Here is a 16,693-nt window from a genome sequence, read left to right as displayed (position 1 = left end):
TCAAGGGATACGATGGCTTCTCGCCGCGTCCCTTCTCCGCTACGCTCGCCCCACGGTGTCCTTCCCGCTCCTCGTCCTCCACCTCTCGGACCTGCATTTTGGCCCGCACGGCCGCTTCGGGGGCCAGGATGGGGAGCGGCTCGCTTCGCGTTTCGCCGCGGCGATCGACGCCGCGCGTGAGGAACAAGGCATTCGCGAGGGCGTGGGGCTCGTCGTGGTGACGGGCGACATCGCCGAGGCGGCGCGCAAGAACGAATTCGAGGCGGCGCTCGCTTTTTTCGACCACCTCGATACACGGCTCGGCCTGCCCCGGGACCGGTTCGTGTTCGTGCCCGGGAACCACGACGTCTCCTGGGCCGAGACACGAAAGGTGCAGATCGAGCAGGAAGACGAGGGGTTTGACGACGCCGAGCTCGAGCGCCGGCTCGAACGGGTGCGCCTCGCGCGCTTCGAGGCGTTCGTCGCGGCGTTTCACGGCCGCCCGCGCGGAGAGCTCCCGGACGTCACCTCGATCGGCCACGGCGCCGTGGTCCACCATTTCGCGCTGCCGGGCGGCGGGATCGCCGTCGCCGCCCTGAACTCGTGCGAGCGCGAGTCCCACGCCCGGCAGGGGGGCGCGTTCGGCGAGGCGCAGGCGCAGGCGCTGCTCGATCATTTGCGGGCTTTGCCGCCGTCGTGGATGTCGATCGTCGCCGTGCATCACAATCCGATCACGCCCGTGCCCGAGGCCGTGCAGAGCTGGGTCGAATGGCTGCGGGGCCAGGCCGGGCCGCTCAAGCCCGAGACGATCGAGCATTTCGCCGCCGACGCGGCCGGCTTCGAGGGAAAGGAGCGATTACGCGCCGTGACCGAGGACGCGCGGGTCTCCGTCGTCTTGCACGGCCACCACCACGGCGCCGACGCCCACGCCTTCCCGTTCCGGCGCGGAGAAAAAGGCCACACGCTCGTGCTCTCGTCCGGGAGCTGGGGGCTCTCGCCCGGCAAATTGCCCGAGAGCCAGCCCGCCATGGTGCATCTGCTCGAGCTCGATCCGGCGCGACGGCAAGCCCGGTCGATCCTGCGGATCTACGCGCCCCACGCGCGGGCCGAGGGGCAGGTCGAGCCAGGGACGTTCGCCGTGGATCCGGCGAGCCCACGCGGCGCGATTCTCGATCTGTACGTGCCCGGCGGGTTCGGGGAGGAAAAGAGGGCCGCGGCCTCGCCCGGCGGGGCCGAGGCGCGGGCGTTCGTGGAGGCATATCGACGGCGCTTCGGCGCGCGGTACGTGCGATGGGACCTCGGCGGCGTGGGCGTGGCGCAGCCGGCCGGAGGAGGGCCACCCGTGGAGGCGCGGCTCGACGAGATGTTCGTGCCGCCGCGGCTCGGGACGAATACGGATCCCGGGCAGTTCGAGGACGGCGCGCCGCTCGATCCGCTTTGGCTCGTGACGCGGGCGGCGCCGCTCGTCGTTCGAGGGCCGGCCGGGTGCGGGAAGACGACGATCCTGCGCCATTGCTTCCGGAAATTGCTCGCGGAGGGCGGGCCGGCGGCGGTGCCCTTTTTGATCGAGCTACGCGAGCTCGGGCGGGCCTGGGAGGCGGCGGCGCCGAGCGAGCGGACGCTCGAAGCCTACCTCGCCGCGCGCCTCGCCGAGGTGCGGGGGCAGGACGAACGAGAGGCGCTCGCCGCGCTCTTCGACGACCCCACGGGGCCGCGGCCGATCCTGCTCGTCGACGGCTGGGACGAGCTCGGGGATCTCGGCGATGAGGTGCGCGAGAAGCTCATGGGGTTGCTCTCCGCCTCGCCGCGGGTGCTCGCGGTCGTGACGAGCCGGCCTTATGGCGAGAGCCGGCCCTCCGGCGCCGAGGGGTTCGAGGTGCTCGACGTGCAGCCGCTCTCGGACGAGGAGATCGCGGCCTTCGCGGCGCGGTTCCACCGGCGCGTGCACGGCGAGGACGAGGCGTCCGCGCGGGCGGCGAGCGAGCGGTTCTTGCAGGCGCTCGCGGCGAGCGCCGAGGCGAAGGCGCTCGCGCGGACGGCGCTCTTGCTCGTGATGATGCTCTTCGTGCACCGGTCGAGGCCATTGCCGGACAAGCGGCACGAGCTCTATCGGGTGTGCCTCGACAACCTGCTCTCGGCGCGGCCGCGTTCGAAGGAGGCGGAGGGGGCGCGGGCGCCGTCGGTGATGTTCCGGCCGGACGACGCGGCGGAGCGGATGCGCGTGGTGGCGGAGCTCGCCCACGCGATGCAGACGCGTGGGTATCAGGAGCAGGGCCGGAGCTCGATCGTGCGGACGGAGGAGGAGCTCTGCGAGATGTTGCCCCGGCGGTACGCCGAGGCGCAGCGGCGCGGGTTCGTCGCGTGGCTGGTCTCGGCGGCGGGCGTGCTCGTGGATCGGGCGGACGGGACGTTTTCGTTCGCGCACCTCTCCTTCCAGGAATACCTCGTCGCGCACCACTGGGCCGCGGTGGTGGAGGGGCACGCGGCGCGGCTGAAGGTCTGTCAGCTTCACCTGCGGCAGCTCGCGTTCTGGGAGACGTTGCGGTTATGGGCGGCGATCGTGGAAGACCGGAACCCCGAGCACCTCGAGGCGTTGCTCGCGGAGCTCATGAATGGCTGGGACGCCGACGGGTTCTGGCTCGCGGGCGTGATGTTCGCGGACGGGCTCGGGGAGGTGCAATTCGAGGCGTGGTGCGCGCGGCTGCCCGAGCGTTTTCACGTGCACGAGCAGGTGCGCGCCTCCGCGGCGGCGCGGGCGTGGGCGACGAGCCAGCAGGAGGCGAGGCGGGAGAGGCTCGCCCTGGCGTGGCCCGAGGTCGCGGCGCGGACGCGGTGGCTTCCGGGCGTGATCGCGGCGGCGTGGTGGCAGGAGGCGCGGCTCGGGCGGGAGGAGGCGGAGCCGCCGGCGATGTCGCGGCTGCTCTCGGGGGCGGGCGAGGGGCAAGGCGTGGCGCGTGGCCGGGCGCTGGGTGGTTCGAGCCCGGTCTGGCCGGGGGATCCCCCGGAGCTGTCATTGCTGCATTTATGGCCGGGTCCTCGCGGGCCCGCGGCGGCGCGATTGCAGACGTTGATCTCGCTCGGGGGCGGGCGCGAGCACCTCGGGCGCGCGGCGCGCAAGATCCTGGTGCCGGAGCGGGAGGAGCGGGACCTGGCGCGGCAGATGGCGCGATCTTTGGCCCGGTCGTGGGCGAAGGAGGCGGCGCACGACGATTGGGTGCGGACGTGGGCGCTCGATCTGGCGCGGGACTGGGCGATGGATCTGTCGCGCTCGTGGGCGCGAGAATGGACGCGGGATTTCGGGCTGGACCTGGCGCGGTACTGGGCGCGTTACCTGGCGCGGTACTGGACGCGGGATCTGGCGCGGGACTGGGCGATGGATCTGTCGCGTTACTGGGCCCGGGACTGGGCGCAGGACTGGGTGTTCGACATGGCCATGGCGTGGGCGGACGAGCTCGCGTTGCCCGAGGAGCCGTGGACGCTCGATTTCGCGGCGGTGGAGCTCGCAGGGACCGGCCGGGCCGGGACACGCGCGGTGCTGGCGTTCTCGGAGCCGAAGGAGCCACTCTTGCGGCTCTTTCACGAGGCCTGCCGCCTCTCGCTCCGCCCGCGCTCGGACGGAGGGCCGTTCCGCCGCGCGCTCGTGGAGATGCCCGCGGGGATCGATCCGCTCTGGCCGGCGCTCGCGCGGCACGTGGCGCGGCTGTCCACGCCCGAGGACCGGGGCCTTTTGTGCGAGCTCGCCGAGCACCCGGAGCGGCGCGAGAAGCCGATCGCCTGGGGGCTGCGGTATTACGTGCGGGGAGATCTCGTGCTCGACGACGGGACGGAGGTGCGGCTCGACGAGCTCTGCGACGAGGCGGGGCTCGCGCGATTGCCGTGGCTCGTGGACATGCCGGACGAGCTCGAGGTGGATTTTGATTGATCAGCGCTCGAGCGTCACGAGCACCGTCTTCAAATGCGCCTCGCTGCCGGGCTCGGGCGGGAAATCCTCCGGCTCGGGCCACTCCTTCACCTGCGCCGCGCCGCGCCCCGCGCCCCGCGCCGCGTCCGCGAGCACGCGCTTGAACTTGGCGCGCGGGATGCCCTTGTGGTTCGTACACGCGAGGAGGCGCCCGCCCGGCGCGAGGACGCGGATCGCGCTCGCGGCGAGCTTCTTGTAATCACTCTCCGCGGAGAAACGCGTCTGCTTCGTGGTCGCGAAGCTCGGCGGGTCGAGGATGACGAGATCGAAGGGCCCTTCCTTTGCAGCGCTCTTCTCCAGCCATTTGATCGCGTCCGCCTCGACGAGCACGTGCGCCGCCGCGTCCGCCCCGATCCGGTCGAGGTTCCGCCGCGCCCATTCGAGCGCCCCGCGCGACACGTCCACGCTCACCGTCCGCCGCGCCCCTCCCGCGGCCGCCGCCACCGTGAAGGGGCACGTGTAAGCAAAGAGGTTCGCGACCGACAACCCCGCGGACATCTCCCGCACGCGCCGCCGGTTCTCGCGCTGGTCGAGGAAGATCCCCGTGGACAGGCCGTCCCCGAGGCGCACCTCATAAGGCAATCCGAGCTCGTGCACGACCATCGGCTCGGGCGCAGGCGCGCCGCGGACCGGGTCCTTCGGGGCGAACTGGGGCTCGCGCGCGTCGACGATGCGGCTCGCGTGTTTCGGGCGGATCTTGAGGTAAATGCCCGTCGGACCCAGCCGGAAGGCCGCGTCGAGGAGACGCTCCCGCGCGGCCTCCGCGTCCTCGTCGTAGAGCGAGACCACGAGGAAGTCGCCATAACGATCCACGGTCACGCCCGGCAATCCGTCACCCGCGGCGTTCACGAGCCGGAAGGCGTCCGTGTCCGGGAGGCGCGCGATCCCGGCGCGGCGCTCGGCGGCTTCGCGAAGGCGGCGCTCGATGGCGTCGACGTCGGAGAGGCCTCCTTTCCCCTCGAGAAAATCCGAAAAGAAGACGGGCAGGGGGGCGCGGAGCGTGAGCGGGCGGCCGCCTCCCGGGGGGTCGAGGACGAGCTCTTCGAGGTGCAAGGCGAGCCGAGGGGCCGGCTCGCCGCCGCGCGCCACGTCACCCACGATCGGGGCCTGCTCGGCGCCGAGCTGGGCCGGGAGATCCACGGGACAACCAGGCTCGGGCATGAGCGCGAGGAGCGTGCGATCGCCGTGCCTGTCGAGGACGCGGAAGAGCACGGTGGAGAGCTGGCCCTCATCCGCCGAGGGCGGCAACACGCGATGGCCGCCGTCGCCCGGCGCGAGGCGATGTCGCAACACGCCCCTGTCCGGCCCCTTGCCGCGGCCGGGCAAACCCGGCGTGCCGCGGACGAGCGCGACGTAGGTGCGGCGCGCCCGGCGACGCTCGATTTGCTCGGCGATGGATCGGTTCGCCTCGCGGCGGCGGGTGAAGACGAGCACGCCCGAGGCGTCACGCTCGAGGCGCTGGTGGACGCCGAGATAGACGGGGCCGCCCGGCGTTTTGGCCTCGTAATGGGCGACGAGGCGCCGGTGCGCGTCGTCGCTGCGCTCGGGCGCGTGGGTCGGGAGGAACGCGGGCTTGTTGATGGCGACGAGGTCTCGGTCCTCGTGGATCAGACGGCCCGGCGGGGAGAGCGGCCAGAGGTCGAGCGGCACGGCGTCAATTCTGGGTCACGTTGGTGCCCGGCGGAGGGGTGAAGGTGAACTCGGCGGGGTCGATCGTCTTCGGCTGGGTCGAGCCTTCGAAGTCGAAGCGGTTGCGGTTGCCCTGGGCGTCGACGAGCAGGACGCGGCGGATCACGCCGGGGTCCTTCTTCTCCAGGAGGGCCTTGTCGACGTAGAAATACACCGAGTCGTAATGCGGGGTCGGCTGCCGGGGTTTCCCGAGGAGGACGTGCCCCCCCTCGAACTTCGATTTGTCGTGGAACACGAAGCCAAACGAGGGCCCGAGGCCCTTGCCCATGAGGAAGGCGAGGGCGCCGGGGTACTCGGTCTTGTCGACGGGCTGCACGAACATCTGGTTGTCGTCCGCGATGTAGACCTTGAGCGTCGTGCCATCGGAGACGATCCGATTCTTGCTCGGCGGGTCGTACCGGAAGGAGATCTTGTTCGGGCGCTCGAAAAAGAAGACGCCGGTCGATTTCTTGGTCGTGCCCGCGACCTTTTGCGTGTGCTCCTGCTTGAACTTCGCGAAGTAGGTCTTCTTGTCGAGAAACACCTGGTCGATCGCCACGGCCACGGCGTCGGCCGAGCCGGGCGCGGCGGGAGGAGCGGCGGCGGAGGTGGTGGCGGTCGGGGTCGCGGCGGCAGAGGCGGTGGCAGTCGGGGTCGCGGTCGGGGTCGCGGTGGGCTTGGGCGCGGGCTTGGGTGCGGGCGCGGGAGCGGCGGCGGAAGCGGAGGCGGAGGCGGAAGCGGAGGCGGTCGGGGCTGCAGGCGCGGGCTCCGCGGTGGGGGCGGGGGCCGCGCTCCCGCTCGGTTCCGGGGCGGCGACGCTCGGCGGCGGCGGCGGCGCGGGCGCGGCCGAGGGGGCCGTCGGGGCCGGATCGTCCTGGCAGGCGGCGAGGGCGAGGAGCAGGGCGGAGGTGGCGAGGAGCGGGCGCTTGCGCATGTTCGGTCGTCTCGGCTTGTAGCAAAGGACGACGGGGTCGTCGTCGGGATCTTTCGACGTGGCAACGGCCTCCGCGGTGATTGCCACCCGCGGATCGTGCGCTCGCGGGAGCGGGTGTCCCCCGAGGCTCGCGCCGCAAGTCCCGATCCTGCTCTCTCGCGGGTGCGGCTTGCGGAGCGCCGTGGGCGCCGACATGATCGTCCCTCCGAAAACGGAAAACCCCCGTCCGACGGAGGGATCATGACCCGCGAGACACGTACCGCAGGCGAGCACGAGATCTGCCGCGAGGAGGCGGATCTTTTCGTCTATCGTTTCCCCCGAGGCACGGCCACCGGCGCCCACGTCGAGGCGCTCGCCAGGTTCGAGCAGCCCCGATGGGACGAGTGCACGGAGCACATCTACAACCTGGTCGTGCTCGGCGAGGATCTCACCATCTCCCCGGGCGCGCTCACGGAGACGGCGAAGATCTACCGGGAGTCGCCGCCGCGCACCGCGGCGTACGTCGTGCGCCGGTTCTTCCACCGCACGTCGATGGAGTTTCTGGCGCGTATGATCCGCGCCCTCGGGGTGAAGATGCACGCGAAGGTGTTCGACAACGAGGCGAGCGCCCGCGCATGGCTCGCGGAGCGGCGCACGTCGCGCCAGCGTAGCAGCGTGGTGTGATCCGCGAGCGTCAGGGATCGTCGCCGGCCGGGTCGCGGCTCTCGATGACGATCGTCCCGCGCTTCGTCCCGGGCTTGCGCGGGGGCGGAGAGGGGTTCGTGAGCGAGGCCAAGAGCTCGGGCGCGGGCGGACCGGCGATCGGCAGCACGATCTCCTTGGTCTCGGCGCCACGCTCGTAGGTCACGCGGAGCTCGGGCGCGACGGCGAGCGAGGTCCAGGCGTCCCAGAGCTGCTCGGGCGTCTCGACGGGCTTGCCATTGATTCGCGTGACCACGTCGTCGGGGCGGACGTCGAGCCCGGTCCACTCCTCCGGGATGGCCACGAGGCGCCAGCCGGCGAACTTGCCGTCGCGGAAGACCTCCTCGGGCCAGACGCGGCGGAGCAACCACGGCAGGCCCATCGGCAGGACGGTCTTCAAGGTCTCGCGCTCGAGCTTGTCCGGGGCCTTGGCCTGGGCTTTGTCCCCCACCCCCGCAGGCGCGCCGGGCGCCGGCTTCGGCGAGGCCGGCGGCGGTGTCGCCTCGGACGCGCCGCCACAACCGAGCAGGGCCAGGGAGAGCAAGCCGAAGCGATACGGGTCCCGCCGGAGCATGCCGGGACTATGGGTGAGGGGCGCGCCGCTTGCCAACAATTCAGGCCGCCTCTTCGAGCGGAGGACCACCCGTGCGGGCGATCTGCTCGGGCCGCACGCTCGTCTTCGGCGAGACGTTCGTCCCGGCAACTGGATCGTCGAAGATCCGGGCCCCGCTTCCGCGGCGGACGTCGTAGCATCGCCGCCGGTGGAGTCGTCCGCGTCGTTCCCGATCCTGCTCTCGTTACGCGTCGCCGGCATGGCGATGCTCGTCGTCGGGCCGATCGGGCTCATGCTCGCGCTCTTGCAGGCGCGGCTCCGGTACAGGCTCCGGGGGCTCGTCGACGCGCTCGTGCTCTTGCCGCTGGTGCTCCCGCCTTCGGTCGTGGGGTATTTCCTCGTGGTCGTGTTCGGCCGGCGGGGGCTCGTCGGGCGGGTGCTGGAGGAGGGGCTCGGCTTGCGGCTCGTCTTCTCGCCGGCCGGCGCGGCGCTCGCGTCGGCGGTGGTGGCGCTGCCGATCCTGGTGAAGACCGCGCAGCCGTCGATCGAGGCGGTGCCTTCGCAGCTCGAGGACGTGGCGCGGACGCTCGGGCTCCGGCCGTGGGAGGTCGTGCTGCGGGTGACCTTGCCGCTCGCGTGGCGCGGGGTGCTCGCGGCGTTCGTGCTCGGGTTCGCGCGGGCGATCGGCGAGTTCGGCGCGACGTTGATGCTCGCGGGCAACATCCCGGGGCGCACGAACACGATGCCGGTGGAGATCTTCTCGGCGTTCCAGGAGGGCGACGACGCGCGGGCGGGGCTCTACGTGGCGGTCCTGTCGGGGATCTCGGTCGTGGTGGTGCTCGTGGCGGGCCTGCTCGGGCCGAAGGAAGGACCGGCGCGGACGTGGGCGTGAGCGGCGCGCCGGCGCTCGACGTCGACGTGAAGATCACCGTGGGCCACGGCGCGAGCGTGTTCTCCGTCGAGGCGTGTTTTTCGCTCCCGTCGGGCGTGCTCGTGCTCTTCGGATCCTCGGGCGCGGGCAAGACCGTCACCTTGCGCGCGATCGCCGGCCTCCTCCGCCCTCGTGGCGCCGTGCACCTCCGCGGCGAGCTCGTCTACGACGGGCAGCGGGGCGTCGACGTGCCGGCCCATGCGCGGCGGATCGGCTACGTGCCCCAGGATCAGGCGCTTTTTCCGCACCTCGACGTGCTCGGCAACGTGGTCTTTGGTTTGCCCCGGAGCGAGCGCAAGGACCCGGGCCCGGCGACGCTCGCTTTGCTCGACGAGCTCGGGCTCGGGGCGCTTCGAGGGGCCCGCGTCGACGCGCTCTCCGGCGGCGAGCGGCAGCGGGTGGCGCTCGCGCGGGCGCTCGCCGCCGAGCCGAGGCTCCTCCTGCTCGACGAGCCGCTCTCGGCGCTCGATCGGCCCGCGCGGCTCGAGCTCGGCCGGACCTTGCGGCAGGTGCTCGCGCGGCGCGAGCTCTCGGCGGTGCTCGTGACGCACGACGCGGAGGAGGCGGCGGCGTTCGGGGACGTGTTCGTCCGGTTCGAGCGGGGGAAACCTGCTCGGGAGATGCCGCGCGAGGTCGTGCTCGGCGAGAAAGGGCCATGTCCGCACTGCGGCAAGCCGTGATTGGCCAGCATGTCGCGACGATCGAGCCGCCCGATCTGCTCGTCCTGACCTTCCGAGGCGTGATCCGCGCCCCCGACGTCGCCGACTACGTCGCGCTCCGCGCCGATCTGCTCGGCGGCCAGCCGTATCTCTTGACGCTCGCGGATCTGCGCTGCGTCGAGGGCATCGAGCCCGCGTGCCGCCGCAGCATCGCGGCCATCCGGGACGAGCGGGCGCAAGCGACCGCGTTCGTCGGCGGCAGCTTCCGGTTCCGGGTCATCGCGGAGCTCGTCGCCAAGGCCGCGCGTGCCTTCGCCAAGCGTAGGCTCGCCTTCCGCTTCTTCGCCGAAGAGGCCGCGGCCCGCGCCTGGCTCGCCGAGATGCGCCGGACGTTCGGCGGGGCGTGAGCGGGCCGGGCTGGACAGATCGCTTGTCTTCCCCTACCTGCCGCATCGCGGCATCTGTCCGTAGACACCGGCCGGCCTCCGCGGTACCCGTCTGCCGGCAACGATAACCAGGGAGCCTTCTCGGATGAAGCCAATCCACCGTGCAGCCGTCATCGGCGCCGGGGTCATGGGCAGCGGAATCGCCGCCCACCTCGCGAATGCCGGGATCCACGTGGTCCTGCTCGACATGGTCCCGCCGAACCTCGACGAGACCAAAAAAACCGACCGCGCCGCCCGCAACGCGTGGGCGCAGGGCGGGCTCGAAAAGGCCGTCAAGGCCCGGCCCGCCGCGTTTTTCCACCCGTCCTTCGCCCGCCTCGTCGAGGTCGGCAACGTGGAGGACGACCTCGAACGCGTGAAGGACTGCGACCTCGTGATCGAGGCGATCATCGAGAAGCTCGAGCCGAAGCAGAGCCTCTTCGCGCGGCTCGAGAAGCTCGTGAAGCCGAGCGCGATCGTCGCTTCGAACACCTCGGGCCTGCGCATCGCGGAGATGATGGCGGGCCGGAGCGAGGCGTTCCGGAAGAACTTCCTCGTCATGCATTTCTTCAACCCGGTTCGCTACATGAAGCTCCTCGAGCTCGTGGCCGGGCCCGACACGGATCCGGCCGTCTTCGAGCGCGTGGTCCGCTTCGGCGAGGACGTGCTCGGCAAGGGCATCGTCGTCGGCAAGGACACGCCGAACTTCGTGGGCAACCGCATCGGCGTGCACGCGATGCTGGCGACGCTCCAGGGCATGGTCGAGATGGGCCTCGAGCCCGAGGACGTCGACGCGATCACGGGCCCCGCGATGGGCCACCCGAAGAGCGCGACGTTCCGGACCGCGGACCTCGTCGGCGTCGACACGTTCGTGCACGTGGCCGACAACTGCTACGCGTCGCTCACCGAGGACGAGGATCGCGAGGTCTTCAAGGTCCCGGCGTTCGCGCGCGGGATGCTCGAGAAGAAGATCCTCGGCGACAAGACCAGGGGCGGCTTCTACAAGAAGGGCAAGGACGGGCAGATCCAGGCGCTCGACGTCAAGACGCTCGCGTACCGGCCGAAGGGCGGCGACGAGGCGATCCGCAAGGCGACGAAGGCGATCGAGAAGATCGGCTCGCCCGAGGAGCGCGTGCGCAAGCTCGTCGCGGACGAGGGCAAGGCCGGCGCGTTCGCGTGGAAGGTCCTCTCGAAGTCGCTCGCGTACGCGGCGCGGCGCATCGGCGAGATCACGGACGACGTGACCGCGGTCGATGACGCGATGAAGTGGGGCTACAACTGGGAGCTCGGGCCCTTCGAGACGTGGGACGCGCTCGGCTTCGTCAAGACGGCGGAGCGCATGAAGAAGGACGGCATCGCGCTGCCGGCCTCGATCGAGAAGATGATCGCGGCGGGCGCGACGAGCTTCTACCAGGGCGACGAGGTGTTCGACCTCGTGAAGGGCGCCTTCGTGAAGCGCGCCATCGATCCGCGGAGCGCGACGTTCTCGATCCTGAAGAAGGGCGAGGCGCCGGTGCTCAAGAACGACGGCGCCGAGGCGTGGGATCTCGGCGACGGCATCCTCGGGCTCACCTTCAAGACGAAGGCGAACTCCATCGATCCGGACGTGATCTCGATGCTCTCGCTCGCGGCCGCGAAGGCCGAGGAGGACTTCCGCGGGCTCGTGATCTCGAACGACGGGGATCACTTCTGCGTCGGCGCGAACCTGTTCCTCGTGGTGATGGCGTCCGGGCAGAAGGACTGGGAGTCGATCCGCACGATGGTGAAGAACTACCAGTACGCGACGCAGCGCCTGAAGTACGCGCGCGTGCCGGTGGTCGCGGCGCCCTGGGGCATGACGCTGGGCGGCGGGCTCGAGCTCTGCTTCGGCGCGGACGCGGTGCAGGCGGCGGCCGAGACGTACGCGGGCCTCGTCGAGGTCGGCGTGGGCCTGATCCCGGGCGGCGCGGGCACGCTGAACATGCTCTGGCGCGCGCTCGAGGGCATCCCCGAGGGCGCGAGCATCAACACGCAGGAGATCGTGACGCAGGTCTTCAAGAACATCGCGCTCGCGAAGGTCGCGACGAGCGCGGACGAGGCGAAGGCGCTCGGCTTCTTCCGCAAGACGGACGGCGTCTCGTTCGACAAGGCGCGCCTCCTGACCGAGGCGAAGGCGAAGGCGATCGGCCTTTCGGAGTCGGGGTATCACGCGCCGGCGCCGAAGGCGTACAAGCTGCCGGGCGAGAGCGGCATCGCGACGCTGAAGATGATGGTCGACACGCTCGTCGCCGGTGGTTACGCCACCGAGCACGACGCGAAGATCGCGAACAAGCTCGCGGTCGTGCTCTGCGGCGGCGCGGGCGGCGCGTCGCGCGAGGTGACCGAGGACGAGATCCTCGAGCTCGAGCGCGAGGCCTTCGTGAGCCTGTGCGGCGAAGAGAAGAGCCAGGCGCGTATGCAGTCCATCCTGATGACCAACAAACCTCTGCGGAACTAGGTGAGCACCATGGCTGACATCGTGATCGTGGAGGCCGTTCGTTCGGCCGTGGGCCGGGCCCACAAGGGAGCGCTCGCGTTGAAGCGCCCCGACGAGCTCGCCGGCGAGGTCATCGCGGGCCTGCTCGCGCGTGTGCCGCAGATCAAGCCGTCGGACGTCGACGACCTGATCCTCGGCTGCGCGATGCCGGAAGGCGAGCAGGGGCTCAACGTGGCGCGGCCGGTGGCGCTGCTCGGCGGCTTGCCCGAGGAGGTCTCGGCGATGACCATCAACCGGTTCTGCTCGAGCGGTCTGCAGGCGATCGCGCTCGCGGCGGGCAGCATCACGGCCGGGTACGCGGACATCGTCGTCGCGGGCGGCGTCGAGAGCATGTCGATGGTGCCCATGACGGGCAACAAGATCTCCGTCTCGCCCGAGGCGATGGAGCGGTGCCCGTCGGTCTACACGCCGATGGGCATCACGGCGGAGAACGTGGCCAAGCGCTTCAACGTGGCGCGCGCCGATCAGGACGCGTTCGCGCTGTCGAGCCAGAAGAAGGCCTCGGCGGCGATCGAGGCGGGCCGCTTCAAGGACGAGATCGTCGCGGTGAAGGGCGTGCGGTTCAAGGGGACCGAGCGCGTGACGTTCGACTTCACGCGTGACGAGCTGCCGCGCCCGGACACGACGCTGGAGGGCCTCTCGGCGCTGAAGCCTGCGTTCGCGACGGTGGGTTCGGTGACGCCGGGCAACAGCTCGCCGCTCTCGGACGGCGCGGCGGCGGCGATCGTGACGACGAAGGCGAAGGCGGACGCGCTCGGCGTGAAGCCGCTCGGCTACCTGCGCATGTTCGTCACGGCCGGCGTGGACCCGTCGATCATGGGCATCGGCCCGGTGCCGGCGGTGAAGAAGCTGCTGGCGAAGACGGGGCTGTCGATCAAGGACATCGACCTCGTCGAGATGAACGAGGCGTTCGCGAGCCAATCGGTCTACTGCCAGCGCGAGCTCGGCATCCCGGACGAGAAGCTCAACGTGAACGGCGGCGCGATCGCGCTCGGCCACCCGCTCGGCTGCACGGGCGCGAAGCTCACGGCGACGGCGCTCTACGAGCTGCGCCGGCGCGGCGGGCGGTACGCCATCGTGACGATGTGCATCGGCGGCGGGATGGGCGCGGCAGGGTTGTTCGAGCGGGCTTGATCGCCACGTTCCTCCGTTGAAGAGGCCCCCGCGCGGGATGCGCGGGGGCCTTTTTTCTTGGGGGAGCCTGCTCGACGAGGCTTCGACACGGAGGGGGACCGTGGCGGAGGGACGTCGGCGTGGCTTTGGTACGGAGAGGGACCGTGGCGGAGGGACGTCGAGGGGCCTTGTCACGGAGGGGGACCGTGGCGAAGGGACGTCGGCGTGGCTTTGGTACGGAGAGGGACCGTGGCGAAGGGCCGGCGATGGGTGGTGCTCAGTCTCCGCCGTCGGAGGCGCGCGCGATGGTTTGAATGGCCTCGCTCAGGTCGGTCTCGAAGCGTTGGAAGGCTGGCAACTTTCGGAGCGCCTCGAAGCGCACCTCCTCGCCGAACAGCCGATGGGCCCTCTCGCTCCCGCGGCGGAAGTCTCCTGCCTGCAGGATGCGCCGCAGCGTCTGCTTCGGATCAGCTTCACGCTCGGGATCGGCTGGAAGGGAAGGGCTCGCCCCGCGACCGAGGAGCGTGTGGAACGCCTCCATGTCCGCGAGCATCCACGCCTCGAGCTCGCGCACAGGGACGCACGGCACGCTGACGAGGGATGGATGGTCCTGCTGGGCCAGGGCGGTCCCCGGTGTCACGCAGGTCTGCCGCGCTTCGTCCGGGTCTCCTGCGCCATCGGCATGGATGACGAGCAGCGTGAAGGCGCCCCAGTGCTCGGCGACGGCGGCGGCGATGCGATCGTCTCGCTTGGCGGGATACGGCCTGGGAGCGTCGATGCCGATGGTCTCCGCGACGTCGACTCTGCTCGGAAACAGCTTGTTCCCCAGCAGATCGAGCACGCGACGGATGAGTGGAGAAAGGAACTCGTAATCGCTCGGTCCCTCGGCATAGAGGGCAGCGCAGAGATAAATACGGCTTCGTGTCATTCGGCCGCCTCGGCGTCCGCGGTGTGGAGCAGCATGTCGACCTCGCGCAGCGATGCGACGAAGGCGCTGTCGCTCGGCTTCTTGGGCTTGCCCACGGGGCGAGCGCGGGTCTCGCGCTTTCCGTCGCGAACCACGACATCGACGACACGGAGCAGCTCAGGCTGGTCACGAAATGCCGCGACGACCACCGGCGAGTGCGTGGTGAGGAGGATCTGCGTCTTGTGGTCCGAAACCGCCGTGTCGCGGAGGATGGATAGCAGCTTGCGCAGTCGCCCGGGGTAGATCCCATTTTCGAGCTCCTCGATTCCCAGGACGGACGGGTGCGGCTCGACCGTGAGGACCGTGAGGAGCGCGAGGGCGCGCAGCGTTCCATCCGAGGCGAGGCGCGCCGGGAGGTGCTCTCCGCCGGAGAGCTTGAAGTCGAGGCGTAATGTGTCTCCTTCGGGAACGATCTCGAAACCCGCGAGACCCGGCACGAGGGCCGCGAGATCGGCGCGAATCGCTCCAAGGACCGGCGCTGGAAGATCGGCGAGGATGGCCGCGAGGTTGGAGGCGTCGGGCGCGAGGATGCCGGAGCTGATTCGCTCGCTCGGCTCGCGGAGGCGGGCTGCGTCGAGGTGGAGGAGGCGGAAGGAGGCAAGATGCGTCGCAATAGAATTGATGACCTCGTGCCATCCGCGCATTATATCCCGATGCAGAGCCCAAAGAGCTGTGTAGTTCCGCGGAACGTACACGGCGTCGGGGGCTGGCGTAACGAACGCAGCACGGTAGTGGCGGTCGTGCATTGCCATCGTCTGCAGGATGAATCCACTTGGCGCGACGTCCTCGCCATCGGGGCTCAAACGCAAAGTTTCGTGCGCGATAGCGAGCTCCTCAATGCTCGAATCGCGTGCCCGGCGCTCGATGGTGAGCTCGTATCGATACTGTGTCGGCAGCGGCGGCGCCCCTTCCGTGGATACCGCAATCGGCGTACCCAGCGAAATCTCGACCGCAAACCGCATTGCCCGGCTCGTCTCTCCCCCGAACCGGCTGAACTGGTCGAGCACCCGCCCGCGTCCCTTTTTGAACGCCTCCTCCACGGGCATCGAGGCGAGCCGCCCGAGCAACGCCATCGCCTCCAGCAGGTTCGACTTCCCCGCGCCGTTCGGGCCGACGAACACGGTGAGCGGCTCCAGATCCACCACGAAATCCCGCAGCGACTTGAACCCGTCGACCTCGAACCGCGTGATCATGCCGCGAGCGTACCACGTCCCTGTACGCCAGCCATCCGAGCCCATGCGCTTTCCGAGCGAGACGGAGCCATCCCATCGCTCGCCCCGGTCGCTTCATGGCTGACGCCCGCCCTCCCCCCCGGATACCCTCCCCGACGGAGGGCTCGTTCCATGGAGATCCGCAATCTCGTGTTCGAGGGTGGTGGGATGAAGGGGATCGCGTATGCCGGCGCGATCACGGAGCTCGAGCGGCGCGGTTTGCTCGGGGGCGTCACGCAGGTCGCCGGCGCCTCGGCGGGGGCCATCACGGCGGCGTTCCTCGCCGTCGGCGTCGACGCCGCCGAGCTCGAGAGGATCCTGCGCGAGACCGATTTCAGCCAATTCATGGACGGCAAGGGCTGGGTCTTTCGCGACGCCTCCCGCCTCTTCGACGCCTACGGCGTGAACCCGGGCAAGACCGCCGAGGAGTGGCTGCGTAGCACCATTGCGCATCTCACCGAGCGCCTCACCGGGCGCGCCCGGCCCGACCTCACCTTCGCCGAGCTCGCGGCCCTCGTCGAGGCGTACCCCGGCCGCGCGCGCCACCTCCACGTCGTCGCGACGAACCTCTCGCGGCGCATGACCGAGGTCTTCTCGGCCGCCTCGCGCCCCGACGTCCCCATTTACAAAGCCGTCCGCATGTCGATGAGCATTCCGCTGTTCTTCGAGGCGTACCCCTTCGAGGGCGACCTCTACGTCGACGGCGGCGTCTCGTGGAATTACCCGATCGACCTCTTCGATGGCGTCCGTAAAATGCCGGCGATCGGGGCCGAGGAGGGCGGGCCGGCCGAGAATGCGCCCACGCTCGGGTTTTGCCTCGGCACGAAGGCCGAAAACGACGCCGCCCGCGAGGATTGGCGGCTGCCGCGCATGGATGTCACCGACTTCCAGAGCTACACGAAGGCCCTGGTCTCGTTCATCCTCTCGTCGTCGACGCTGCTCCACCTCGACGCGGCCGCGCTCTCGCGGACGGTCTTCATCGACGACGCGAATGTCGCGACGACCGAGTTCACGTTGCCGAAGGAGATGCAGGACAAGCTCATCACCAACGGCGCGGCGGCGACGCGTGCGTATTTAGAGCGCGTATAGGCGCGCT

At 70.4% G+C, this 16,693-nt stretch carries 13 protein-coding genes; 8 read left to right on the top strand and 5 right to left on the bottom strand.

What is annotated here, in order from left to right; translation table 11 throughout:
- The first annotated feature begins 55 nt into the window (after positions 1 to 55).
- Positions 56 to 3,901, top strand: coding sequence for an NACHT domain-containing protein (locus GF068_RS35030; protein WP_153823883.1), 3,846 nt, complete (start codon positions 56 to 58; stop codon positions 3,899 to 3,901).
- Here GF068_RS35030 and GF068_RS35025 read toward each other — a convergent pair whose 3' ends face one another.
- On the bottom strand, positions 3,902 to 5,590 hold the full coding sequence (locus GF068_RS35025; RefSeq protein WP_153823882.1) for a class I SAM-dependent methyltransferase: 1,689 nt from the start codon (positions 5,588 to 5,590) through the stop codon (positions 3,902 to 3,904). It lies immediately after the preceding gene.
- A gap of 4 nt (positions 5,591 to 5,594) precedes the next feature.
- Positions 5,595 to 6,542 (bottom strand): LolA family protein, encoded by a 948-nt coding sequence (locus GF068_RS44550; protein WP_153823881.1) that lies wholly within the window; start codon positions 6,540 to 6,542, stop codon positions 5,595 to 5,597.
- A 240-nt stretch (positions 6,543 to 6,782) separates the two neighbouring features.
- On the opposite strand from GF068_RS44550, the gene GF068_RS35015 reads away from it, so the two are divergent.
- The gene (locus GF068_RS35015; protein WP_153823880.1) at positions 6,783 to 7,205 is read left to right on the top strand and encodes an STAS/SEC14 domain-containing protein; all 423 of its coding nucleotides are present in this window, start codon (positions 6,783 to 6,785) and stop codon (positions 7,203 to 7,205) included.
- Between the two features lie 10 nt (positions 7,206 to 7,215).
- On the opposite strand, the gene GF068_RS35010 is transcribed toward GF068_RS35015, so the two are convergent.
- Positions 7,216 to 7,797 (bottom strand): PDZ domain-containing protein, encoded by a 582-nt coding sequence (locus tag GF068_RS35010; RefSeq protein ID WP_153823879.1) that lies wholly within the window; start codon positions 7,795 to 7,797, stop codon positions 7,216 to 7,218.
- Between the two features lie 187 nt (positions 7,798 to 7,984).
- On the opposite strand from GF068_RS35010, the gene modB reads away from it, so the two are divergent.
- From modB to GF068_RS34985, 5 genes are all read left to right on the top strand, one after another.
- A complete protein-coding gene (gene modB, locus GF068_RS35005) occupies positions 7,985 to 8,668 on the top strand; it encodes a molybdate ABC transporter permease subunit (protein ID WP_206079618.1) in 684 nt (227 codons plus the stop codon).
- Positions 8,665 to 9,387: an ATP-binding cassette domain-containing protein gene (locus GF068_RS35000; RefSeq protein ID WP_206079617.1), complete on the top strand. Its 723-nt coding sequence runs from the start codon at positions 8,665 to 8,667 to the stop codon at positions 9,385 to 9,387. The genes modB and GF068_RS35000 overlap by 4 nt, the downstream gene beginning before the upstream one ends.
- Positions 9,363 to 9,773: an STAS/SEC14 domain-containing protein gene (locus tag GF068_RS34995; RefSeq protein ID WP_153823877.1), complete on the top strand. Its 411-nt coding sequence runs from the start codon at positions 9,363 to 9,365 to the stop codon at positions 9,771 to 9,773. Before GF068_RS35000 ends, GF068_RS34995 begins: the two co-directional genes overlap by 25 nt.
- 124 nt (positions 9,774 to 9,897) lie before the next feature.
- The gene (locus tag GF068_RS34990) at positions 9,898 to 12,267 is read left to right on the top strand and encodes a 3-hydroxyacyl-CoA dehydrogenase/enoyl-CoA hydratase family protein (RefSeq protein ID WP_153823876.1); all 2,370 of its coding nucleotides are present in this window, start codon (positions 9,898 to 9,900) and stop codon (positions 12,265 to 12,267) included.
- A gap of 9 nt (positions 12,268 to 12,276) precedes the next feature.
- Positions 12,277 to 13,440, top strand: a complete 1,164-nt coding sequence (locus GF068_RS34985) for a thiolase family protein (protein WP_153823875.1) — start codon at positions 12,277 to 12,279, stop codon at positions 13,438 to 13,440.
- Between the two features lie 256 nt (positions 13,441 to 13,696).
- On the opposite strand, the gene GF068_RS34980 is transcribed toward GF068_RS34985, so the two are convergent.
- The gene (locus GF068_RS34980) at positions 13,697 to 14,347 is read right to left on the bottom strand and encodes a DUF4276 family protein (RefSeq protein WP_153823874.1); all 651 of its coding nucleotides are present in this window, start codon (positions 14,345 to 14,347) and stop codon (positions 13,697 to 13,699) included.
- Positions 14,344 to 15,579: an AAA family ATPase gene (locus GF068_RS34975; RefSeq protein WP_170319858.1), complete on the bottom strand. Its 1,236-nt coding sequence runs from the start codon at positions 15,577 to 15,579 to the stop codon at positions 14,344 to 14,346. The genes GF068_RS34980 and GF068_RS34975 overlap by 4 nt, the downstream gene beginning before the upstream one ends.
- A 150-nt stretch (positions 15,580 to 15,729) precedes the next feature.
- Between GF068_RS34975 and GF068_RS34970 the strand changes: the two genes are divergently transcribed.
- Entirely contained in the window at positions 15,730 to 16,686 is a 957-nt protein-coding gene (locus GF068_RS34970) for a patatin-like phospholipase family protein (RefSeq protein ID WP_153823872.1), read from the top strand.
- Positions 16,687 to 16,693 lie beyond the last annotated feature (7 nt).

It is taken from the genome of Polyangium spumosum (assembly GCF_009649845.1).
Classification (GTDB): domain Bacteria; phylum Myxococcota_A; class Polyangia; order Polyangiales; family Polyangiaceae; genus Polyangium; species Polyangium spumosum.
The sequence above is the reverse complement of the archived record's forward strand: the minus strand, read 5'-3'. Positions and strand labels throughout refer to the sequence as shown.